The 21832-nt window shown below is 70.1% G+C and carries 17 protein-coding genes; 6 read left to right on the top strand and 11 right to left on the bottom strand.

Annotation, left to right across the window (positions count from 1 at the left end):
* Nucleotides 1–115: 115 nt before the first annotated feature.
* Both ABZS51_RS05630 and ABZS51_RS05625 read right to left on the bottom strand, forming a co-directional pair.
* Nucleotides 116–643 carry a pyridoxamine 5'-phosphate oxidase family protein gene (locus tag ABZS51_RS05630; RefSeq protein WP_355436797.1) on the bottom strand — a complete coding sequence of 176 codons (528 nt, stop codon included), beginning with the start codon at nt 641–643 and terminating at the stop codon, nt 116–118.
* 262 nt (nt 644–905) lie between these two features.
* Nucleotides 906–1760, bottom strand: coding sequence for a MarR family transcriptional regulator (locus ABZS51_RS05625; protein WP_355436794.1), 855 nt, complete (start codon nt 1758–1760; stop codon nt 906–908).
* 140 nt (nt 1761–1900) lie between these two features.
* Between ABZS51_RS05625 and ABZS51_RS05620 the strand changes: the two genes are divergently transcribed.
* Both ABZS51_RS05620 and ABZS51_RS05615 read left to right on the top strand, forming a co-directional pair.
* The gene (locus ABZS51_RS05620; RefSeq protein WP_355436792.1) at nt 1901–2791 is read left to right on the top strand and encodes a haloalkane dehalogenase; all 891 of its coding nucleotides are present in this window, start codon (nt 1901–1903) and stop codon (nt 2789–2791) included.
* Nucleotides 2792–3335: 544 nt separating this feature from the next.
* Nucleotides 3336–8129 (top strand): HEAT repeat domain-containing protein, encoded by a 4794-nt coding sequence (locus tag ABZS51_RS05615; RefSeq protein ID WP_355436789.1) that lies wholly within the window; start codon nt 3336–3338, stop codon nt 8127–8129.
* 341 nt (nt 8130–8470) lie between these two features.
* Here the strand turns inward: ABZS51_RS05615 and ABZS51_RS05610 are convergent, their stop codons facing one another.
* The 4 genes from ABZS51_RS05610 to ABZS51_RS05595 all read right to left on the bottom strand — a co-directional run bounded on the left by ABZS51_RS05610 (nt 8471) and on the right by ABZS51_RS05595 (nt 12068).
* The gene (locus tag ABZS51_RS05610) at nt 8471–9100 is read right to left on the bottom strand and encodes a maleylpyruvate isomerase family mycothiol-dependent enzyme (RefSeq protein WP_355436786.1); all 630 of its coding nucleotides are present in this window, start codon (nt 9098–9100) and stop codon (nt 8471–8473) included.
* A 133-nt stretch (nt 9101–9233) separates the two neighbouring features.
* Nucleotides 9234–9662 carry a crosslink repair DNA glycosylase YcaQ family protein gene (locus ABZS51_RS05605; protein WP_355436783.1) on the bottom strand — a complete coding sequence of 143 codons (429 nt, stop codon included), beginning with the start codon at nt 9660–9662 and terminating at the stop codon, nt 9234–9236.
* Nucleotides 9649–10782, bottom strand: coding sequence for an epoxide hydrolase (locus tag ABZS51_RS05600; protein ID WP_355436779.1), 1134 nt, complete (start codon nt 10780–10782; stop codon nt 9649–9651). The genes ABZS51_RS05605 and ABZS51_RS05600 overlap by 14 nt, the downstream gene beginning before the upstream one ends.
* 167 nt (nt 10783–10949) lie before the next feature.
* Nucleotides 10950–12068, bottom strand: a complete 1119-nt coding sequence (locus ABZS51_RS05595; protein ID WP_355436776.1) for an epoxide hydrolase family protein — start codon at nt 12066–12068, stop codon at nt 10950–10952.
* Nucleotides 12069–12193: 125 nt separating this feature from the next.
* Between ABZS51_RS05595 and ABZS51_RS05590 the strand changes: the two genes are divergently transcribed.
* A complete protein-coding gene (locus ABZS51_RS05590) occupies nt 12194–13177 on the top strand; it encodes a YafY family protein (RefSeq protein WP_355436773.1) in 984 nt (327 codons plus the stop codon).
* An 81-nt stretch (nt 13178–13258) separates the two neighbouring features.
* Here the strand turns inward: ABZS51_RS05590 and ABZS51_RS05585 are convergent, their stop codons facing one another.
* On the bottom strand, nt 13259–14095 hold the full coding sequence (locus ABZS51_RS05585) for an NAD(P)H-binding protein (protein ID WP_355436770.1): 837 nt from the start codon (nt 14093–14095) through the stop codon (nt 13259–13261).
* Nucleotides 14096–14236: 141 nt separating this feature from the next.
* On the bottom strand, nt 14237–15640 hold the full coding sequence (locus ABZS51_RS05580) for an MFS transporter (RefSeq protein ID WP_355436767.1): 1404 nt from the start codon (nt 15638–15640) through the stop codon (nt 14237–14239).
* A 200-nt stretch (nt 15641–15840) separates the two neighbouring features.
* Here ABZS51_RS05580 and ABZS51_RS05575 point away from each other — a divergent pair, with 200 nt between their 5' ends.
* Complete coding sequence (locus ABZS51_RS05575) at nt 15841–16155, top strand: helix-turn-helix domain-containing protein (protein ID WP_355436764.1); 315 nt, start codon at nt 15841–15843, stop codon at nt 16153–16155.
* A gap of 362 nt (nt 16156–16517) precedes the next feature.
* On the opposite strand, the gene ABZS51_RS05570 is transcribed toward ABZS51_RS05575, so the two are convergent.
* The gene (locus tag ABZS51_RS05570) at nt 16518–17468 is read right to left on the bottom strand and encodes a helix-turn-helix transcriptional regulator (protein WP_355436761.1); all 951 of its coding nucleotides are present in this window, start codon (nt 17466–17468) and stop codon (nt 16518–16520) included.
* Nucleotides 17469–17706: 238 nt separating this feature from the next.
* Between ABZS51_RS05570 and ABZS51_RS05565 the strand changes: the two genes are divergently transcribed.
* Complete coding sequence (locus tag ABZS51_RS05565; RefSeq protein ID WP_355436758.1) at nt 17707–18552, top strand: SDR family oxidoreductase; 846 nt, start codon at nt 17707–17709, stop codon at nt 18550–18552.
* A 236-nt stretch (nt 18553–18788) separates the two neighbouring features.
* A complete protein-coding gene (locus ABZS51_RS05560) occupies nt 18789–19769 on the top strand; it encodes an aldo/keto reductase (protein ID WP_355436755.1) in 981 nt (326 codons plus the stop codon).
* Nucleotides 19770–20081: 312 nt separating this feature from the next.
* Here ABZS51_RS05560 and ABZS51_RS05555 read toward each other — a convergent pair whose 3' ends face one another.
* A complete protein-coding gene (locus ABZS51_RS05555; RefSeq protein WP_355436753.1) occupies nt 20082–20915 on the bottom strand; it encodes an ABC transporter permease in 834 nt (277 codons plus the stop codon).
* Entirely contained in the window at nt 20912–21805 is an 894-nt protein-coding gene (locus tag ABZS51_RS05550; protein ID WP_355436750.1) for an ABC transporter ATP-binding protein, read from the bottom strand. The genes ABZS51_RS05555 and ABZS51_RS05550 overlap by 4 nt, the downstream gene beginning before the upstream one ends.
* Nucleotides 21806–21832: the final 27 nt, after the last annotated feature.

The raw sequence follows: 21832 nt of genomic DNA, 5'->3' as shown, positions 1-21832 counted from the left end.
TATTTTTTTCGTTTTCTCCCCCCGCGGGGGGCGCTGCCGCGCCCCTGCCCCCCCCGCGGCCGTTTGATCAGATCCCTCAGCAGGTGACCGGTCTCGACGCGGCCCGTGCCGCAGATCAGGACCGGGACACCCCGGTGAGCTTGTCGATGCCGGGGGCGTAGGCGGTCATCCAGTGCGGATGCAGCCGGTAGTAGACCACATCGTTGTCCCAGTCGAAGTAGTCGTCGCCGTAGAAGTCCTTGAAGTAGGCGAGCAGGTCCGGCCAGTCGGCGGCCGGCTCGCCGTTGTCAGGGTTGAGGATTTCCACCGTGCCGTGCGTGAACACGCCCAGGTCCTCACCGCGCATGTGCGCAATGCTGACAGCGGGGCGGGCAGCGAGATGGCGGGCCTTGGCGGCGCTGCGCGCCGTGCCGAAGTGCCACCTTCCGTGCAGGAAGTGCCCGTCCACACCGCTGATCCGCGGCTCTCCCTTCGCCGTCACGGTGGACAGGGCGAGGGTGCACATGCCGGTCAGGATGTGGGTGACCTGCTCCGCGGTCAGGGTGTTCGCGGTGACGATCGAGCGGAGGTGCGAGGTCGAGCGGGAAAGGGAGGTTTCGAGGAGAGCCTGAAGCTCCTTGAGCTCCTCGGGCGTTTCGCGCATTGAAGTCCTTGTCTATCCGTGAGGCCCCGGTCCACACCCACATCGGCGCCGACCGGTGGATTCATGATTCCTCTGAAACCCGACGCCTCGTGTCATGTTTTCCAGCCGTTCTGCGGACGCCGTCAGGTCGCCCTCCAATGAGCAGATGGAGCGGCTTCGGTCGTATCCGGACGTCGGCAGTTCATCTGGTCGGTGCCGCAGGCGGCGGTACAGCCGCTGGCGAACCAGCTGGCGGGGTTTCCGGGGGCCCTGCGGACCCGTGCTACAGCAAGAGCTTGGTGAGAAGGGTGCGAAGTTCTTGAGCGCCGTCCGGGCCGAGGATGTCGTCGATGTCGCGCTCCATGCTCTCCAGGGCTTCACGCACTCTCGGGATGCGGGCGCGGCCGAGGTCGGTGAGTTGCAGGGCATAGCGGCGCCGGTCGTGCGGGTCCTGGCCGCGGGATACGATGCCGGCCTGCACCAGCTCCTCGATGAGTGATGCGGTGGCCGGTTCGGTGAGGTGCAGGTATCGGGCCAGTTGCTCTTGCGGGCAGGGGGCGAGCCGGTCCAGGGCGGGCAGCAAGGCGAAGTGGCGGGTGCGCAGGCCGTGCGCCGCGAGCCGATGATCGCCGAGACGACGCAGCCGGTAATGGGCTTGAGCTATCAGGTGCTCGATGCTGTGGATGGCGGATGGCCCGTCGTCGGCGACGAGCTTGGTCAGCAGCGCGGTGAGGCGCTGCCGTTCGGGCTCGGTGAGTGCGCCGGTGAGCCGCGCGTCGCGAGCGGCGACGGCGTGGCGCATGCCGTCCAGGGCGGCACGGCCCGCCTCGGTCAGCGACAGCACGTAGGTGCGGCGGTTGGCCGGGTTGCGGGTGCGGACGACATGGCCCGCCTCCTGGAGCCGATCGAGCAGCCTGACCATGATCGTACGGTTGATGCCAAGTCGGTGGGCGAGGTCCTGCTGGGAGGGGGCGTCCTCATCGGCGAGGATGTCGAGCACCACAAAGTCGCGCGACTGGGGCCCGTCCTGCACGGCATGAGCGGTGACGGCAGTGAATACGCGGCGCATCAGGTGGCCGGTAGTTGCATGCAGCGGTCCGGATTCGTCGTCGACGACGCTCCCTGTCTGGTCGGGCACGAGCCTCACCTCCGGGCGTGATGTTAGCAGGCTGATGATTCCGCTGGTGACGGTTGGGCCAAGATTAGTTGGGATGTTGACAGTTGGATAAGTGCGGTCCTAGAGTCCAGACGCCAACTCAGCGAAGGGTCTGAACGATCATGCGTACTGTCGCCGTCATCGACTCCCATCTCGCCTACGCGGAGACCGGGCAGGGCGAGTCGCCCGTGGTGTTCCTGCACGGCAGCCCCACCTCGTCCTACATCTGGCGCAACGTCATCCCGCACGTCGCCGATCGCGCCCGGGTCCTGGCCCCTGACCTGATCGGGATGGGCGCCTCCGGAAAGCCCGACATCGGTTACCGCTTCGCCGACCATGCCCGCTACCTGGATGCGTGGTTCGAAGCCGTGGGGCTGGAGGAGGCCGTCCTGGTCGGCCACGACTGGGGCGGCGCACTGGCCATGGACCGTGCCGCCCGCCACCCCGGTCAGGTGCGCGGCGTCGCCCTCCTGGAGACGTTCCTGCGGCCGCAGATGTGGGCCGAACTGCCGCAGGACGTGATCGACCACTCCAAGGCGCTACGCACCCCCGGGCTCGGCGAGCGGCTACTGCTGGAGGAGAACGCCGCCATCGAATACGCCCTGCCCCACCCCTTCGCCATCAAGACAGGCCTCAGCCCGGAGGACCACGACGTCTACCGCGCGCCCTACACCGACCCGGCGTCGCGCCGTCCGCTGCTCCAGTGGCCTCGCGAGATCCCTTACGACCGCGAACCGGCCGATGTGGCCGAGCGCATGGACGCCTACGGTAAATGGCTCGCCACCAGCCCCGAGGTACCCAAACTGCTCCTCACGGTTGAGGACGGTGTCGGTATCGCCTCCCCCGAAATCGTGGACTGGGCCCGCCAGAACATCGCCGCCCTCGAGATCGAAGGGATTGGACCTGCCGGTCACCAGGCCCCCGAGGACCAGCCGCACGCCATCGGCCAGGCCATCGCCAACTGGCTGGATCGCCATCACCTCCTCTCTCCGACGTCGCCCTCCCGGACATGACCCCAGTCCCGCACCACCCGGCCTGCGCCGTCACGGTGGTAGGGGAGTGGTAGATGCTCCAGGCGGGCGAGGCCCGCTCGAACCCGTGCGCGCGACGTCGACCTCGTCTGCGGAGCCGGCCGGACGGCCCCCGGACGAGGCTCAGCCTGGCCCAGGTCGTCATCGCGGAGGACTACCCGGCATGCGTCGCCGAATACGGCGAGCTCGCCTGGTCACAGGGGCTGCATGGCGGCTGGGGAACCGTTCGGGAGGCGGTGGTTCACGAGGGCGTCCCGCCATCGGCACCCTTTCGTCGACTAGTAAATCTACAATGTAAAGGCGCCGGGCTTGGTAAAAACCCCAAAACACCACAAAAGGGACGGGCTTCGCCCGTACGTCCAACAACAACCGGGGCGCCGCCTGTCGTGGGTCGCAGCGGCGCGTGGCCATGGGACGACGGGGCACCCAGTCGACCCGGCCGTGAGCGCGTCCCGTCCGGGTCGGGCGTGGCGAGCGTTTCGCTACGCTTGGCGGTATTCGCTGGTCCGGCTGGAGTTGATAGCGCATGACGTCGGTCGACGATGCGGTCCTTACCGCCATACGCCGCGGTGATGTGGATGTGCTTTCTGCCGGCCTTGATCCGTTGAGCTGTCCGCCGGCCACCCTGCGGCTTCTCATCAGGCATGAAGACCCACGACTGCGGGGACTGGGCCTGGTCGGCCTTGCCGAACGCCTTGACGCGAGGCGAGCTGAAGACCGTTGCGAGCAGGCCGCATTCGCGGCGTCGTTGCCGGGCTCGCTGGAGGGTCCGCCGGAGGCGGCGCTGGCTCTGGCCCACCTTTATCTCCGGCTTCGGGCCCACGTCCGTCCGCGGCCCTGGCCGCAGTGGCGCGCGGCGGATGTGCCGGCCCGGGTTCACATCGCCTGGCTGCGCGCCGAGATCACTGACCGGCCTGAGATCCTGCGCAACGAACCCGTGGGTGAGCTGCTGTACCAGGCTGTCCGCGGGATCGGTGCGGTCGATGTGGAGGAACCAGAGGGTTTCGTCCGGGAGTTGTCGGGCCGGCAGGATCTTGTGTTGTGGTCGGAGGCTCTGCGGGTCACGCGCGAGGCCGTACACGCCGGTCTGCTGGCACCGGCGCGGGCCCGGCGGCTCGTGGTGGGGCTCGTCGGGTCGATTGTCAGGGAACCGGGCGGTGAGCCCGGTGCGGGCGCTGCCGGGGCTTGCTTTGCCGCGGCAGCGCTGCGTGAGCTGTCTGAGCCGTGGGCCGCGTTGGATCCGTTGCCGCAAGAGCTCCTGTATCGGCTCCTCGACATCGAGCCTGGTTCTGCCGTCTGCGCGGTGGCCGACGCGGTGATCGATGCCGCGGCGCGTCACGGGCATCGGGACGTGCTCCGCGACGTGGCCGCCGACCGGGATCGGCCTTCGGGGCTCCGGGGGCGCGCGCTGGAGCTGCTTGGCGACCTTGCGAGCCGCGATGACGTCCGTGATCTCGTGGGCATCGCGGCGGTGGATCCGCTCATGCTCGCCGGGCCGGCCATGCGGTGCCTGCGCGGACTGCACCGGCGTGGGCATTTCCCAGCGGGTGAGGACGTGCCGGCGATCGTGTGTCTGGCGCTCGCCGACCACTCGGTGCCTGCGGGTGAGGTGGCCACTGTCTTGTTCACGTGCCGGCGACAGATGCTGCAGGAGCTGACCACGGCGGCCGTGGACGATACGCACTGGCCGCGGCGGCTGGAGCTTCTGGTCGCTTTGGCTGCTCAGGGGGCGGGGGATCTGCCGGTGGGGGAGAGGGTCGCCGGCCTGTTGCGTGTCGCGCCGGATCCGCGGCCGTTCCTGGGGGCGATTCGTGCGCTGCGCCACACGGCGGGTGAGGACGCTGTCCTGGCCGTGTTACCGCGGTCATCCGCGGCGGCGCTGGAGGCTCTTGAAGCGGTGGGCGGTGCCCGGACGGTCTCGGTGCTGCGAGCCGGTCTGGGTCTGGACGCGCCGGAGGGCGCAGACGTCGCGGGCGGTGTGGTGTCGTATCTGCGGCCGGTGCGCCGCCGGGCCTTGGAGGTGCTGTGGCATCTCACCGAGGACCCTGACGGGCGGCAGTCGATCCTGGTGCGGCTGGATCCGCGGGATGTGCCTGGTCGGATCGCCGTCGATCTGGGTGGTCCGGACGAGCGGGAGCTGGCGTTGCTCCGGGCGGCTTTGGACCGGGACGAGCCTGTGGCTGCTCTGTGCAGGCTGGCGCGAAACGGTGGTTCGGCCACGGTGCCCGCCATCGCCGACCTGCTGTTGCGGGTGGTGTCGGATCTCGCGGCCTCCTGGGCGCCGGGGGCGTCGGGCGGTGGCGGCGAACCGGAGGTGCCGTCGGAGGTCGTCGCGGCTGTTGCTGATCTTGGTGGTCGTCTCCACGACAGGGGGAAGATCCGGCCGCGCTGTCTTCTGGACGCCGGGGACGCGCGGGAGGCCGGCGACGCGCTCGTGGCGGGTATCGCGCTGGATCTGCTGGACCGTCCGGCGCTCACGGCGGCTGAGCAGATGATTCTGCTCCGGCTGCTTCTGGAGACGTCTCATCGTGGAATCCGGTCACGAGTGCATGGGCTGCTGCGCCATCGTGACCGTCATGTTCGTAAGCACGTCATCGCGCTGCTCGCCCGCGACGCCGACGGCGAGGACGCGCAGGCGTTGTCGGCGAGCCTGATCCCGCTCACCACTGCTCCGGATGTGCAGACGGTACGGCAGGCGCTGCTCGCGCTCGGGCATGCGCGCGCGTGCTGGGCGGCCGCGGCGATCGCGGCGTGTCTCGACCATCCCAACATGAATGTGAAGAAGACGGCCGCGACTGTGCTGGTCCGTGCCGGTGCCCCGGTGGCCGTGCCGAAGCTGTTGTTCTGGCTTGGTCGGCATGACAATCCGGGCCTGCGGGCGGCGCTGGTCGAGGCGTTGCGGGCGATCCTCGGCGACGCCTATGCCGCGACTGTCGTCGCTGCGGCTGACGGTGCCGTGGATGACCGTACCCGTGACCTGCTGCTGGGGGGTCTGGATGGGGCGTTGTCCGCGCGTGCGGTCGGCGCGCTTGCCGACCAGGGGTCGTCGGCCGGGGCCGGCTTGATCCGTCTCGTTGCCGCGGGCCGGCTCGCCCTTGGTTCGGGTACGGCTGCGGAGTTGGCGGAGCGGATGGCAGTGCGCGGTGTCTCGCTGCCGGCCGCTCCGATGGCCGCTCTGCCGGATGCTGATGTCGTCGCCCTGGCGGGTCGTGGTTGGGACGCCGAGATCGCATGGCGCCTGGTGGAGGGGTATGAGCGTTACCCTGACGGGCCGGCCGTGCATGGGCTGGGCGGGCTGCGGCCGGTGCTGGCACGTTGGCTGGAGTTGGCCGCGGAAGGGGCAGAGCGTCGTGGTGGCGTCCTGCGGTTCGTTTTGGCGCTGTGCCCGCCGCCGTGGACGGCCGGCGAGATGGAGGTCTTGGTCCGGTCGGCGCGGACGCTGGTCGCGGGGTTGGCCGACGTCGGTGATGCTCATCGCGGTCGTCTGCTGGCGCTGCTTGAGGACATGGTCGCGCGGCCGTCGTTCGCTGATTTGTCCTGCACGGAGAGGTTCGACATCGCCGCGCGGATTCGCGCGCTGCCGTCGGGGGCAGCGGGGAGCCGGTCGATGCTGGTGCTGTTGCGCCGATGCGGCGCGGTGCTGACCCGTACCGATCTTGGGCGGGCGCTGGCTGCCGCCCGTGCGGGTGCGAACGCGTGGCTGGCTGAGGAAGAGGTGTTGTGGGAGGCGTTCGGGCTGTCGCGGCCGGTCACCGGCGTCGCGTCGGGGGGCGTCGCATCGAGTGGCAGGGGTGAGGTGGATGAGGGTCCCGCCGTACGCCGATGGCGTGAGGCCCTGGCTGTGGCCGCCCGCACGCCGGACGCCCTCGGGCGGTTCCGTCTCGCGGACCGGTCGATGGACGGTTTCGACTTCTCGGGCTCTGTGGGTTCGCGTGATCGGCTCAGCGCACTGATCGGTCTCTTCGCGGCGGCCGGCACGGGGGTGCGGGACGTCCTGCTGGACTGGATGATCGAGCTGCAGCCGTTCGACGCGCCGCCGTGGACGATCTCGGAGGGCGCCCGCCGGTCCGGGTCGGGCGTCGGTGTCCCTCGTCCTGCTGATAGGGGCGGGCTCCGCTCGGCGGCTCTGCGTGAGCGGCTGTTGGAGATGCTCGACGATCCCGTGCGGGATCAGCGGGTTGCCGCGGCTCGGGTCTTGCTGGCCTGGCCCGAACCCGGGTTCCGGCTCACGGTGCTGCGTGCCTTCGTCCGTGGCCGGGTCGATCTGGCCGTCACCGCGGATCTCGCGTATGCCTTGACCCTCATGGGTGAGACCGAACTGCGTGAGGCCGGCGGGCTCGGCTCGGGTGGCGACGCGGTTCGTGAGCGGATCGCCAGGGTCGCCGCCCTCCTGGATCCGCCGGACGTGGAGCAGCTCGTTCCCCTGCTGTTGTCATGGTGGGAGCGGGGTGGGCCGGCCCTGCGCGCGTCGGCCGAGCGGGCGTTGCGCGGGGCGGAGCCTGATGTCCTGGCCGAGGTTCTGTCCGGTCGCCTCGAAGCCGGGGCGTGGGGGCTGCTCGATCTCGTCTCCGGCGTCGCGCTGCTGCGTACGCCGGCGTTGGTGCGGGTGCGCCGGCGGCTGCGCGAAGAAGGACGTGACGACCTCGCGGACAGGGTCGTGCTGGTGGAGGGGCCGCTGCGTCATCCCGATGCGGCCCGGCAGGATTCCGCTGTTCTCTCGGCGTTGCGTAGCCGAGCTGGTGTCCCGCTTGTGGCGGCGCGGGAGCAACGGCCGCCCCGGGCGGAGCTGCTCCGCCTGGCCCGTACGGGCGGTCCTGAGCAGATCCGCCGGGCGTTGACGCTGCTCGCCGAGTGTTACGACGACGACCCTGCTCGCCTGCGCCGGCACGACGGGGACCGGCGGGCGGGTCGCGGTGCCGAGCGGCGGGATCTGGAGTTCGAGGAGTTGCTCGTCGAGTCGCTTGGCCATCCCGAGGCGAGAGTCCGGCTGCATGCCCACCGGATCTCCCGCAAGGTGCTGAGTCGCGGGGACTATCTGGAGCAGACTTCGCTGCTGCTGGACGATCGGCAACCCGACATCGTGCGTTCGGCGGTCAGGATCTTGTGTCACGCGGCGTGGGAGCCGGCCATCCCCGCGTTGGTCGGCTTGCTCACGCACTCCCATCCCGTGGTCCGAAGGGCTGCCTGCGACGGGCTCGTTCTTCTGGGCGCGCCGGCGATCCCTGCGCTGAGGTATGCCGCGGGGAGGGCGCGTCCGGACAGGCGGCAGCTGTTCACCTCTGTGCTGGAGAGGATCGTGTCTTCGGGCGCCGCTGGGTGATCGAGGTGTTCGGGGCGACTCAGGTCCAGATCAGGTCTCGCCGGGGCACGTCCCCGGCCGCGTCGTCCGCGTGATCGCGGCCAACCGGGGCGACCGCCTGGAAAGGTTCCAGCCCTCGGCCGACCCCGCCCGGCGTGACTCTGCCCGGCGCCGGGTCTGGGTCACCCGCTACATGCGCTCAGGGCACGGCGATGAGTTCAGCGCCCGCGACGCCATGTCCGCCGCCCGCGCGGCAATGACCTCGGTCAAGGACATGCACCGCGCCACCACCTTCGAAGCCGCCAACCCCCACTCGATCGCCCGCAAGGAGTTCGAAACGATGGCCCAGGCCGCCGACGAGGTCATGTCATGTCGCGCCGATCGCGCAGGATTTCGACGCCGTCGCCGTCAAGCTCATCACAGAACACCGAGCGTCCGGTCGTGGCCATCACCAGCGCCAGGGTGGTGCCGGACACCAGCGGGCCGGAGCCCGTGGTGAAAGGGCCGTCGGTGGCGACGAGTCGCAGGCCGGCGATCCGTCTCTTGGCGGCGACGACCAGGTCCGAGCTCCGGTAGTACTCGGCTACCCGAGTGAGGGTCTCGATCGGGTACGCATAGCGAATGCCCAGCGGTCGCCGGATGTCCTCGGCATGCACGATCGTCTCACCCAGCATCGCAATGACCGGGAGAGGCGGCTTGGTGGTGCTCGTGATGATGCGGCGGAACCTGTCATGCGTCTCAGCCGCGGTCGCGCCCAGCTGCTCAGCCAGCCGCATGGCGACCTGCTTGTCGAAGTCGAACCGGCAGCGGATCACCCCCGCCAGCCATCGCACACCATTAAGGCTCGCCCCTGCAGTGAGGTGCGCCAGCACCTCCCGCACCGTCAACCCGGCACACAACGACGGCGTCGCCCACTGCTGGTTGACCAGATCCACCAGGTCGCCCGCCAGGGCCGCTCGCTCGGCATGCACCAGCGGCCAGAGGTCAGCCATGCGACTGCCCCGTGCCTTCGGTGCCGGACTGGTCATGTCAGACAGCCTTTTCTCGTCAGTCACAGGAGTCCTCGCGTCAGGTCGGTTAGGACGGTCAAAGGTGAAGACTTCCGCCAGGGGGCGAAATCGTCGCTCATGAGCGACGATTCTGGCCAGGTTGAGGCCGGGTCAGTGTCCGGCCGGTCAGCAGCTCGGTGGCCGCCGCTGCCAGCTCGGCAGGGTCCAGGTCGGCGGTCTGCCTGCCGAAGGCGGCCTGACGGCCGCGGGCCAGGGCGGGTTCGATCAGCCGACGCAGCCACCAGTAGTCGTCGGCGCGCACCAGGTGCTGGGTCCCGCGCAGCATGGAGGCCCGTACGAGTGACCGGTCGGTGAGGCGGTCGCTCAGATCGGCCAGGGCGAAGCCGGCGAGCCGCGTCCACAGACCGAGGTAGGGGTCGTTGCTCGCCTGGGCCTGTGATCCGACGAGCCGGCCGACCGCCTCCAGGGGCGGCATCGGCGAGCGTCGCAGCAGGAGTTGCCGCTCAAGCGTCACCCGGTTCAGCGTGCGATCATCGATACGCACGCAGGAACTCCCGCAGGTCCTGAGCCAGCAGTTCCGGCACCTCCAGCGCTGGGAAGTGCCCGCCGCGGCCGAACTCCGTCCAGCGTGCCGCTGTCTTCGCGGGATCGACGAGCGAGCGGATCGAGTGGTCGGTCGCGAACACCGCCACCCCCATCGGCACGCCGCCCGGCGCGAGTGTTGCCGCGCCCGGGTCTGTGTTCGCGTGCTCGGCGAACGCGCGGAAGGCCTGCATGCCCTCGTAGGTGAAGTGCGCCGAGGACGCGCCCGAGCGGGTGAACCAGTACAGGCTCACGGTGGTCAGCAGGTCGTCCACGTCCATGGGCACGTCGCTCCACTCGGTGAACTTCTCGGTGATCCACGCGAGCTGCGCGATCGGCGAGTCGGTCAGCGCGTAGGCGAGTGTGGCGGGCCGGGTGGACAGCAGGTGCAGGTAGCCGAGCCCGTCGCGCTGGAACTGGTTGAAGCGTGCGGCCCGCGCGGCGTCGGCCTCGCTCAGCCCCTGCGGGTCCACCGGGGGTCCGAACGGGTACGGGCCGGGGCCGTTGATGTGCGTGGCGACCACGCGTCCCGGCGCGGCCATCGGCAGCATCCCGGTGATCCCGGCGCCGACGTCGCCGCCGTGCGCGGCGAACCGCTCGTAGCCGAGCCTGGTCATGAGCTCGGCCAGCGCCGAGGCGACGCGGAACAGGTCGCCCCATCCGCTCTGCCGTACGGGCGTGGAGAACGCGAAGCCCGGCAGGGAGGGGATCACCACGTCGAAGCCGTCGGTGGTCAGCGGCTCGACGAGGGGGAGCAGTTCGGCGAACGAGCTGGGGTAGCCATGGATGAGCAGGACCGGTAGCGCGTTCGCGGCGCCGGAGCGCACGTGCACGAAGTGGAGGATTTGGCCGTCGAGGTCGGTCACGTACTGGGGGAAGGTGTTGAGCCGCGCCTCCTGCGCCCGCCAGTCGAATCGGTCACGCCAGTGCTCGGCCAGGGCGCGCAGGTCGGCGAGGGGGACACCGCGGCCGGACCCGGCGCCGCGCGGCTCGTCCGGCCATCGGGCCTGGGTGAGCTGCCGCCGCAGGTCGTCGAGGTCGGTCGTGGGGATGGCGATGCTGAAAGGTTCGATCGCGGTCATGGTGATCACGGTAGGAGGTATTGCGGCAGGGATCGTTCCGCGATTTCCGGACGGGCATGCCGAGGTCACCACTCGGACCTCCGGCTCGGAGGTGACCGCGTACGGATCTCCTCCGAACCGTCTCTGACGTCGCGGGTACGGCTGCGCTGGGGCTCCCGGTCGGATGTTCAGCGGACGGTGCGGAAGAAGGTGCGTACTTCGTCGGTGAACAGGTCGGGGACCTCGAGCGCCGCGAAGTGCCCGCCGCGGTCGTACTCGGCCCAGTGGGTGATGGTGTTGAGGGGTTCGGCGAAGCGGCGGATCGCGATGTCCTCGGCGAAGTTGGCCACGCCGGTGGGCACCTGTGAGGGTGTGGGCCAGGTGCGGGTGTGCAGGGATTCGTAGTACATCTGCGCCGAGGAGGCGCCGGTGTTGGTCAGCCAGTAGATCATCGCGTGGGTGATGACGGCGTCCGGTCCGATGGAGCCGGCCGGGTGGGCCCAGCCGTGGAACTTCTCGCCGATCCAGGCGAGCTGGCCGACGGGGGAGTCGGCGAGGCCGAAACCGAGTGTGTGCGGACGCGTCGCCTGGATCTGGAAGTAGGCGTTGCCGTCGGAGAGGAACCGGTTCATCCGGTCGAGCCGGGCCTGTTCGGCGTCGGTGAGCTCCGTGCCCTCGGGCACGCCGCCGAACGGGATGAATCCGGCGGTGGCGGCGTTGACGTGCACGCCGGCGACGTGTTCGGGGTCCACGCGCCCGAGGTCGGGGGCGATGAACGCGCCGAAGTCGCCGCCTTGTGCCCCGTACCGGTCGTAGCCGAGCCGGGCCATCAGCTGGGCGTAGGCGCCTGCGATGCGACGGGAGTCCCAGCCCGCCGTGGCCGGGCCGGTGAAGGCGAAGTTCGGGTGTGAGGGGATCACGAGGTGGAAGGCGTCGGCCGGGTCGTCGGGGTTGGTCAGCGGCTCGATCACCTCCAGGAACTCCGCGACGGAGCCGGGCCAGCCGTGCGCGAGGATCAGGGGGAACGCCTGCTCGTGGCGCGAGCGGATGTGCAGGAAGTGGATGTCCAGTCCGTCGATCTCGGTGGTGAACTGGGGGTGGTGGTTGATCCGCTTCTCGGTCGCGCGCCAGTCGTAGGTCGTGGTCCAGTATTCGGTCAGTTCCTTCAGGTACGTCAGCGGCACGCCGCGGCTCCAGCCGGCGTCCGGGATCTGGCTGGGCCAGCGGACGGCGGTCAGGCGTCGCCGCAGGTCGTCCAGGTCGGCTTGGGGGATGTCGACGCGGAACGGCTTGATCTCGCTGTTCAAGAGATGGCTCCTGGGGTCGACGCGAGGTGTTCGGCCTCGCGCGGGGGTTCGGTGTGTGCTCTGCGAGACGATTGTGTCGGCCAAGGAGGTCAGGTGCGGTCCTCGTTGCCGGGCACAATGCAGGGGTGCTTGAAACGTCTGCGCGGTTGCTTCGGTTGTTGTCGTTGTTGCAGCAGCATCGGGACTGGTCCGGTCCGCAGCTGGCCGACCGGTTGGGGGTGACGGTGCGCACCGTGCGCCGTGACGTCGATCGGCTACGTGAACTCGGTTACCCGGTGCACGCCACGATCGGCAACATCGGCGGGTACCGGCTGGGCGCCGGGGCGGCCATGCCGCCGCTGTTGCTCGACGACGAGGAGGCCGTGGCGGTCGCGGTGGGGTTGCGGACGGCGGCGAACGGGACGGTGGCGGGGATCGAGGAGACGTCGGTGCGGGCCCTGGCGAAGCTGGAACAGATTCTGCCTCCGCGGCTGCGCTCCCGGGTCTCGGCGTTGGACGGGGCGACCGTGGCGCAGCATCGGCCGGCTGCGGTGGTCTCGGCGGAGGTGCTGACCACGATCGCCGCGGCCTGCCGCGGCCATCAGCGGCTGCGTATGGACTACCGCGGCCACGACGGCACCGACAGCACCCGTACGGTGGAGCCGCACAAGCTCGTCCATGCCGGGCGCCGCTGGTACCTGGTGGCCTACGACCTCGACCGGGACGGCTGGCGTACCTTCCGGGTCGACCGGCTGCAGCCGAAGGTCCCGTCCGGCCCGCGGTTCACGCCGCGCGAGCCGCCGGCCGGCGACATCGGCGGGTACGCGTCCTGGGCGGTGGGTGTCGACCGGTATCGCTACCAGGCGCGGTTCACGATGTACGCCCCTGCGGCGCAGGTGGCCGAGCGGGTGCCGGCCGACGCTGGGGTGGTCGAAGCCGTCGATGAGCGCACCTGCACCTTGCGGGCCGGCTCCAACTCCCTGGACGGGCTCGCCCTGCACGTGACCCTGCTCGGCTTCGACTTCACCGTCCACGAGCCGGCCGAGCTCGTCGAGCATTTCACGACGTTGCACGCGCGCATCGGCCATGCGCTCGGCACGCCGAGCGAGGGCGGCCCGCCGGCCGGATGACCGGCGGGCCCCGCCAGGCGGACGCTGCCAGGCGGACGCTGCCAGGCGGACGCTGATCGGCCGGGAAACGGCCTGCCTGCTTCAGGAGAAGTCGGCGGCGCGGTCGGCGGCCCACTGGGCGAAGGTGCGGGCGGGGCGGCCGGTGAGCCGCTCGACGGTGTCGTACACCGGCGCGGGATGGCCGACCGACTGCTCCCACTGCTCGAACAGGGTGTCCAGGACGAACGGCGGCATGAAGCGGCTCATCTGCTCGCGGGCGACCTCGGGGGTCAGCTCGTGGTAGGCCAGCGGGCGGCCGAGTGCCTGGCCGATCAGGGCGACCTGCTCGGCGGCGGTGAGGGACTGCGGGCCGCTGAGGGGGTAGACCTGGCCGGCGTGGCCGTCCTGCGTCAGCGCGACGACGGCGACCTCGGCGAGGTCGGCCTCGTGGACGGGTGCGCTGGTGGCGCCGGCGTAGGGGGCGCGGACGACGTCGCCGGCGCGGATCTGGCCCGCCCACGGCAGGGCGTTGGTGGCCATGTGCGCCGAGCGCAGGAACGTCCAGGCCGGCTCGGCGGCGCGCAGCGCCTGCTCGATCTCGGCGTGGTAGGCCGCGATCGGGTTTGCCTGCTCGGTGGCGGTGTCGTCGACCCCGTTGGACGACAGCAGGACGACACGCTCGACCCCGGCCCGCCCAGCCGCCTGGGCGAAGGCCGGCCCGCTGCCCGGCACCGCGTACAGGAACGCGCCGGTGACACCGTCGAGTGCCGCGGCGAGGGTGTCCGGGCGGGACAGGTCGCCCTCCGCCACCTCGACGCCCTCCGGCAGGTCGGCCCGCTGCGGGTCCCGCACCAGCGCCCGCACCTTCTCACCACGGGCGAGGAGCCGCTCGACGACGATGCGTCCGACGTTGCCGGTGGCGCCGGTGACCAGGAACATGCTCACTCCACAAGGTGTTCGGGCCCGGACCGGATGTCCGCTGCCGTGCTGAGAACTCTGTCAGCCAAGCAGGACAGTTCCGGTCCTCGTTGAGCCATGACGTCGCGTATTTTTCTCGGCGGGGCTGTGGGGCGGGCGATGTCAGGAGGGCGTCGTGACCGTGGGTGAGTCGGTGGATCGGGCATGCGGCGTGGAGCCCTGCGCCGGCTTGGACCTCACCAGCCACAGGCCGGTGAACACGGCGCTGACCAAGGTGACGGCACCGGCCGCGATGAAGGCGCTGTTGAGGCCGGATTCGAAGGAGGCGCCGCCGGATTGCCGGGTGCGGACGATCGCTCCGAGCACTGCCACGCCGAGCACCGCGCCGATCTGCCGGGTGGTGCTGCTGACGCCCGAGGCGAGGCCTCCTTCCTGGGGACTGACCGCCTGGATGGAGGCGCCGGTCAGCGGGGACATGGTCAGAGCGAACCCGATGCCGACGACCGCCAGCCGCCACCACACGTTCCCGTAGCCGGTGTCGGCGTGGACGTTGCCCAGCGCCAGCAGCCCCAGTCCGGCCAGCGCCAGGCCGGCGGTGACGACGATCCGGAAGCCGTACCTGGCGGCGAAGCGGCCCGCGAACGGGCTGACGATCACCATGGCGAGGGTGGCGGGCAGGGTCCGCAGCCCGGCGACCAGAATGGAGCTGCCCTGGACGTAGACGAAGAACTGGGAGAAGAAGAACGACGAGCCCATCAGCGCGAACCCGACCACGACCATCGCCGTGTTGGACACCGTGAACAGCCGCTGCCGGAACAGTCGCAGCGGCAGCATCGGCGTCGACACACGACCCTCGACCACGACGAACGCGGCCAGGAGCGCCAGCCCGGCGGCGAAGCTGCCGAGGATCACCGGTGAGGTCCAGCCTCGGGAACCGCCCTCGATCAGCCCATAGGTCAGCGCTCCCACGCCCAGGACGGACAGGACCGTCCCCGGGATGTCGATCGCCGGCGCGTTCGGATTGCGGGACTCGCCCAGGACACGCAGACCGGCCAGCAGCAGGACCGCGCCGATGGGCACGTTGACGAGGAAGATGGCGGGCCAGCCGAAGGCGTCCACCAGGACGCCCCCGGCCAGCGGTCCGGCGGCCAGGCCGATGCCGCTGAATCCGGCCCACAGGCCGATCGCCTTGACTCGTTCCTGCGCGAGGGGATAGGCGGCGGCGAGCAGGGCCAGCGAGGCGGGGCTCAGCGCCGCGGCCCCGACGCCCTGCACCACCCGTCCGGTGATCAGCCAGCCGATGGAGGGGGCGACGGAGCAGAGCACGGACGCGAGGGTGAACACCACGACGCCGGCCAGGAACACCCGCTTGCGGCCGAACCGGTCGGCGAAGACGCCGCCGGACAGCAGCAGCATGGCCACCAGCAGCACGTAGGCGTCGACGATCCACTGCAGCCCGGTCAGCCCGGTGTGGAGCCGCTGCTGCATGTCGGGTAGCGCCGCGCCGACGATCGTGCTGTCGAGCAGCACCATGAACTGGCCCAGGCAGGTCACTGTGAGCAACACCGCCCGGTTCGATCGAATGCCTCCGGCCTCCGGCGATCCGGCCTTTGTCGTGCTTTCGTGTGCGGTCAACGTGGTCCCTCTCACGATGCGGATGCTCTTTCCATCATAGTTCCATAATTCCGAACTATCGAAGCATCGGGTAGTGTGGAGGCATGCGACCGCTACCCGAGCCGGCGCGCGAGTCATTGACCCTCGCGCCGGTGCTGCACGCGCTCAGTGATCCGGTTCGCCTGGAGCTGGTGCGGCGGGCCTGGGCCACTCCCGGGTTGACCTGTGCCGTTCTCGCCGACGGTTTGGAGGTGCCGGTGTCGACGCTGTCCAATCACTGGCGGATCCTGCGCGAGGCGGGGCTGATCAGCATGACCGTCGAGGGCCGGCACCGGCGGATCCGGCCGCGCGAAGCCGATATGAGCGAGCGCTTCCCGGGCCTGCTGGAGCCGATCATGCGCCTCGGCGCGGCCGAGTCGCCGGACAGCGCTCCGCTGCGAGGCCGCTTCCCGACGTCCGCGGCCTGATCCCGCCGCACTGGGCACATGTCGTCCCGTGCGGGGGAGCCGTCACTGGCCGGCGCGGCCGTCGACGCATTCCCGCAACAGGTCGGCGTGCCGCGGTTCCTGGCCTACTCCTCGATCATGTGTCCCAGGAGCTCCCTGACGGCCGCTCCACGATCTACAAGTTTCTGCCCGAGCTCAAGCCCACGGTCCTACGGCCATCGAGATCCCGCTTGCACGGGTCGAGCTGGAAGCCCCTGGTGGGTGATGATTGAGTGGCGCTGGCCGCCCGTGAGGTCATGGTCGCTTTGGGCGCCCCGACATCGGCAAGGTCCACGAGGTCGGCCGGCGTCAGGTGCGCAGTGCGGCGCGCAGTGCGTCGGCGATCAGTCTGTTGTCTCGGCCGATTCGGGGTCGTTGGTCGGGGCGTGCTTGTCGATGGCGTCGTGGGTTGCGGCCCAGCTGGCCAGGAGATTCAGGGCGTCCTGGGTGGGTGAGACGGGTTCGGCGGTGTAGGTGAGGAGGAACTGGCTGGGGTCGGCGCCCAGAGGGAAGGTCTCGAACGGCAGGTCGAGGTCGCCGACGACCGGGTGGTGGAGGAGCTTCACGCCAGTGGTGTGGATCCGGACGTTGTGGGCTGCCCAGCGGCGACGGAAATGCTCGCTGCGGGTGGACAGCTCGCCGATCAGGTCTGTGAGTCGCCTGTCGTACAGGTCGCGGCCAGCTTCGGCGCGGAGCATGGCGACGGTGTCGCCTGCGACCTTGTCCCAGTCGCGGAAGAACTCAGTCGCCTGCGGGTCGAGGAAGACGAACCTGGCGTTGTTGGGCGGCCGTACCGGGCCGGCGTAGACCGGGGAGAACAGGGCGCGCCCGAGAGGGTTAGTGGCCAGGATGTCCCCGCGTCCGTTGAGGATGAACGCGGGTGTGCCGGTCATGGAGTCCAGGACGCGCTGCACCGGGGGGCGGACGCGTTGCTGGACCGGGCGGCGGCGTGGTGGGCGGGGCGGGCCGGCACCGCGCAGGAGGTCGAGCAGGTGGATTCGTTCGGCCTCGTCGAGCTGTAGCGCTTGGGCGATGCCCTCGATGATGCTCTCGGAGACACCGGTGGCGTCGCCGCGTTCCAGCCGGGTGTAGTACTCGCTGGAGATGCCCGCGAGCAGGGCCACTTCCTCACGGCGCAACCCGGTGACCCGCCGGCGCTCTCCGCCGTACACGGGCAGTCCGGCCTGCTCGGGGGTGACCTTGGCCCGTCGCGTGCCCAGGAATTCCCGGATCTCCGCCCGAAAATCACCACGAAAGTCGCGATTAGTGCCATAAGGGTCGTTTCTGCTCGCCATGTGCTCCACTCTATGAGCGCTTCATTCTGCCTGGGGGTCCCTCTCAGTGACCCCCTCATCAGTGACTCCCACACTCCCGTGACAACGGGTTTTATTGGTAGTGCGCCGCCCCGCGGTGGCGTGAATGGGCCGGATACGGCGCTTGTACCGCTGGTTTCCAGCCTTCTGCGGCGCCGTCGGCCGCTGTGATCATTGAAATCACCCAGGTGCCCGATCAGGGCGCCTGAAAGGAAATCTCATGAGCAAGGTCATTTTTGTCACGGGTGCCGGACGCGGTCTCGGCACGGACATCGCCCGCGAGGCCCTCGCCGCGGGCCACCAGGTCGTCGCCACCGGCCGCCGCCCCGAAGAGGTCGAGAAGACCCTGGGCGGGCCGCAGGACAATCTGCTGGTCGCCAAGCTGGATGTCACCAGCCTCGAGGACGCGCAGGCCGCCGCGCAGGCCGCCGTCGACCGTTTCGGCCGCATCGACGTCCTGGTCAACAACGCCGGGAACCTCTTCACCGGCTACTTCGAGGAGATCTCTCCCGCGCAGATGCGCCAGCAGTTCGAGACCAACCTCTTCGGCCCGATGAACGTCACCCGCGCCGTCCTGCCGCTCATGCGCCGGCAGCGCGCCGGCCACGTCGTCACCATCACCTCGACCGCCGGCCTGGTCGGCATGGAATTCACCGCCGCCTACGCCGCCTCGAAGTTCGCAGAAGAGGGCTGGATGGAGTCCCTTCGCCACGACGTCGAGCCCTACAACATCCATACCACGGTCGTGGAACCCGGCTACTTCCGCACCGAACTCCTCACAGACGGCTCCACCACCTGGCCCGAGCTGTCCATCGACGACTACGCCCCGCGCACCGCCCGGAGGATCGAGGGCATGGTGAGCATGAACGGCCGGCAGCCCGGCGACCCCGCCAAACTCGCCCGCGCCCTGCTCACCATCGCCAACCAGGACAAGCCTCTGCAGCGCTTCGTCGCCGGCGCGGACGCCATCGAGGCCGCCCAGGCCAAAGCGAAGGAACTCCTCGCCCAGGCCGAGGCCTCCCGCGAGCTGGGCGGCAGCCTGGCCTACGACGATAGCCAGGCTTGAGCAACACGCCCCGCACCCCGGCGAGACGGAGGCCGCCGCCGGGTAGGCCTGCGTCAGCTGACCCGCTGTCCGGGGAACGGCACCGGCGCCGGCAGCGCGGGCCACCGAAGCACGGCCCCTCGAAGCACGGCCCCTCGAAGCACGGCCCTTCAGCGGGTGGGCACCGCACTGGTCATGGCGCGCACAGGCCATGACCACCGACCGGGCCTGATGACCGCTACGACAAGGAGTACCTGATGAAGCACGTATCACTGGGTGGGCTTGATGTCTCCCGCATCGGCCTGGGAGCCATGACCATGGCCGGGACCTACACCACGGGCGGAGGGCTCGATGACGCCGAGTCGATCCGCACCATCCACCGGGCGCTGGAACTGGGGGTCACCCACATCGACACCGCCGAGATCTACGGCCCCTTCCACAGCGAGGAAATCGTCGGCGAGGCCATCAAGGGCCGGCGCGACGACGTTGTTGTGGCGACGAAGTTCGGCCTGGTTTCCCACTCCGGTGGTGGCCCCGGCGTGATCGACAGCAGCGCCGCCAACGTGAAGGCCGCGGTCGAAGGCTCGCTCAAGCGGCTCGGCACCGATCACATCGACCTCTACTACCAGCACCGCGTCGACCCGAACACGCCCATTGAGGAGACCATCGGCGCGCTGGCCGAGCTGGTCGCCGAAGGCAAGGTGCGCCACATCGGACTCTCCGAGGCCGGCCCCGAGACGATCCGCCGGGCACACGCCGTGCATCCGGTGGCCGCGCTCCAGACGGAATACTCTCTGTGGACCCGCGACGTCGAGGCCGAGATCCTCCCCCTGCTGCGCGAGCTCGGCATCGGGTTCGTGCCCTACTCCCCGCTCGGCCACGGCCTGCTGACCGGGCAGATCCGCACCGTCGAGGACTTCACCGATGACGACTGGCGCAAGACCAACCCGCGGTTCACCGGCGAGAACTTCCAGCGCAACCTGCGCATCGTCGACGAAGTGCAGGCCATCGGCGCCGAGATCGGAGCCACCCCGGCACAGACCGCGCTGGCGTGGCTGCTGACCCGCGGCGACGACATCGCCCCGATCCCCGGAACCCGGCGGGTCTCGCGCGTCGAAGAGAACACCGCCGCCGACGGCATCGAACTCAGCGCCGCTCAGCTCGACCGGTTGAACAACCTCACGCCGGCCGCGGGCGAGCGCCATGACGAGGCGAACATGGCCAGCATCGATCGGTGACCGTCGGCGCCGCTGCGCACGCTTGAAGAGGCAGAGGTCACGAATCCGCGGCTGCGGTTGCCGTTCTAAGCACCCGCTCACGGCCGCAGAAACCCATCCCGTACGGGCGCATGTATGGCGTGTACTCGCAACGCCACCACAGCGCCGGCCCGGTGCCGCAGCCGCCCCGCATCGAGGTCGACCTGCACCAGCCGCGTACGGCGGATCTGGCCGCGAGCCTGCCCGGCGTCACCCGGAGCGGGCGCACCATCACGCCCCGGGCCAGGTCCGGCGCCAGGGACCGGCCGGTCACCGTCGTGACGGTCACGGCCTTCACCCGACCCGCTGCAGGGCACGCTCACGGCGTGCCGCCACCGTCGAGCCGGACTCCCCGCGTGCCGTCCGCCGCAGCACGACCGGCGCCAGGAGCAGGCCGAGCACCGCCCAGGCGCCCAGCACGCCGGCGGTCTCCAGGTGCCGCCACGACTCGCCGATCTCGACGGCGACCGCCGAGTCCGGCAGCAGGGCCGACCGCATGCCGAGCCCCATCCAGTAGATCGGGAAGACCTGGGCGATCCACTGCAGCCACTCGGGCAGCGAGCTGATCGGGTAGAAGATGCCGGAAATCCCGATCAGCGCGAGGAACGGAAGCTGGACCAGCCCCTGGGCACGGGCGCTGGTGAACACCGAGCCCAAGACCGCGCCGATCGGCAGGGTCGCGACCAGGCCGAGCGCCAGCGCCCAGGCCAGTCCGGGCCAGGAGCCCGGACCGATCCGCAGGCCCTCGACGAGGAGCACGGCGGGCACGAGGAAGATCACCAGATCGGCCAGCAGGCCGCCGGAGACCGAGATCACCTTGCCGATCAGGTAGGCGGGCATCCCGTGCGGGGTCGCCTTGGCACGCAGCAGCGTGCCGTCCTCGCGGTCGGCGGTGAGCTGCTGGCTCATGCTGATCATGCCGGTCGCGGCGTTCATGCCGAGGATGCCGGGTAAGGCCAGGGTGCCGAGCAGGAGAGCGCCGACCGACAGGTCCCGGATGAAGAACAGCGTGGCCACCATCAGCCCGGGCCACAGGAAGTGCGACAACAGCTCGGTGCCGTTGGTGAACGACTGCCGCAGCTCGATCAGGCCCCGGGACCATCCCGCGCGCACTACGGTCGCGTTCATCGGGCCACCCCCTCGGCCTCGCGCACCAGCGCCAGGTACGTCTGCTCCAGCGAGGCCCGGTGGACCTCCAGCTCCCGGACGTCGTCGCCGTAGCGGGCGAACAGCTCGCGGGCGAACGTGGTGGAGTCGGGCGTCCTGTCGACGTACCGCCGCCCGTCGCGCACCCAGCGCACCTCGTCCTCGCCGGCGATTCGCCGCGCCAGCTCGGCGGCGGTGCCGTCGGCGACGATCCGGCCGCCGTTCAGCACGAGGATGCGGTCGGCCAGCTTCTCGGCCTCGTCCAGGTCGTGGGTGGTGAGCAGGACGGTGGTCTCGCGGGCGTCGGCCAGGTCGCGTACGAGATCGTGGAAGTCGGACCTGGCCTGCGGGTCGAAGCCGGTGGTCGGCTCGTCGAGGAACAGCATCTCGGGGCGCCCCACGAGGCCGATCGCCACGTCGAGCCTGCGTCGCTGGCCGCCCGACAGTGTCTTGAGCTTCTTGCCGGCGTGCTCGGTCAGGCCGACCCTCTCGATCAGCTCGTCGGGGTCCCAGGGCCGCGGGATCCCGCGGACGGCGTAGGGGGCGTAGTAGGTGCCGAGGTGGGCGAGGAACTCGCGTACCCGCCATTTGCTGTGGTCGCGCCAGGACTGCAGCACGATCCCGAGCCTGGCCCGCCACCGCTCGTCGCCGTGCGTGGGATCGGCGCCGAGCACCGAGACCCGGCCCTGCGACCTTGTGCGGAAGCCCTCCAGGATCTCGATCGTGGTGGTCTTGCCCGCGCCGTTCGGCCCCAACAAGGCCAGAACCTCGCCGTGGCGGGCCTGGAACGTGACGTCGTGCAGGACGTCGAGCGAGCCGTAGCGCATGCGCAGCCCGTCGACGTCGAGCACGATACCGTTGCTGTGCGTCATGATGACCTCTGTTTGTGATCGGATGAC

This window comes from Nonomuraea sp. NPDC005501 (assembly GCF_040605905.1).
In the GTDB taxonomy this organism is placed as follows: domain Bacteria; phylum Actinomycetota; class Actinomycetes; order Streptosporangiales; family Streptosporangiaceae; genus Nonomuraea.
Note: the sequence above shows the minus strand (reverse complement) of the source record. Positions and strands in the feature narration are given on the sequence as shown.

What these genes read in the sequence shown, in the direction of transcription:
- ABZS51_RS05615 (WP_355436789.1), top strand. Translation starts at nt 3,336, where the DNA reads ATGACGTCGGTCGACGATGCGGTCCTTACCGCCATACGCCGCGGTGAT.
- ABZS51_RS05570 (WP_355436761.1), bottom strand. Translation starts at nt 17,468, where the DNA reads ATGGCGAGCAGAAACGACCCTTATGGCACTAATCGCGACTTTCGTGGT.
- ABZS51_RS05550 (WP_355436750.1), bottom strand. Translation starts at nt 21,805, where the DNA reads ATGACGCACAGCAACGGTATCGTGCTCGACGTCGACGGGCTGCGCATG.
- ABZS51_RS05630 (WP_355436797.1), bottom strand. Translation starts at nt 643, where the DNA reads ATGCGCGAAACGCCCGAGGAGCTCAAGGAGCTTCAGGCTCTCCTCGAA.
- ABZS51_RS05585 (WP_355436770.1), bottom strand. Translation starts at nt 14,095, where the DNA reads ATGTTCCTGGTCACCGGCGCCACCGGCAACGTCGGACGCATCGTCGTC.
- ABZS51_RS05600 (WP_355436779.1), bottom strand. Translation starts at nt 10,782, where the DNA reads ATGACCGCGATCGAACCTTTCAGCATCGCCATCCCCACGACCGACCTC.
- ABZS51_RS05565 (WP_355436758.1), top strand. Translation starts at nt 17,707, where the DNA reads ATGAGCAAGGTCATTTTTGTCACGGGTGCCGGACGCGGTCTCGGCACG.
- ABZS51_RS05610 (WP_355436786.1), bottom strand. Translation starts at nt 9,100, where the DNA reads ATGGCTGACCTCTGGCCGCTGGTGCATGCCGAGCGAGCGGCCCTGGCG.
- ABZS51_RS05560 (WP_355436755.1), top strand. Translation starts at nt 18,789, where the DNA reads ATGAAGCACGTATCACTGGGTGGGCTTGATGTCTCCCGCATCGGCCTG.
- ABZS51_RS05555 (WP_355436753.1), bottom strand. Translation starts at nt 20,915, where the DNA reads ATGAACGCGACCGTAGTGCGCGCGGGATGGTCCCGGGGCCTGATCGAG.
- ABZS51_RS05620 (WP_355436792.1), top strand. Translation starts at nt 1,901, where the DNA reads ATGCGTACTGTCGCCGTCATCGACTCCCATCTCGCCTACGCGGAGACC.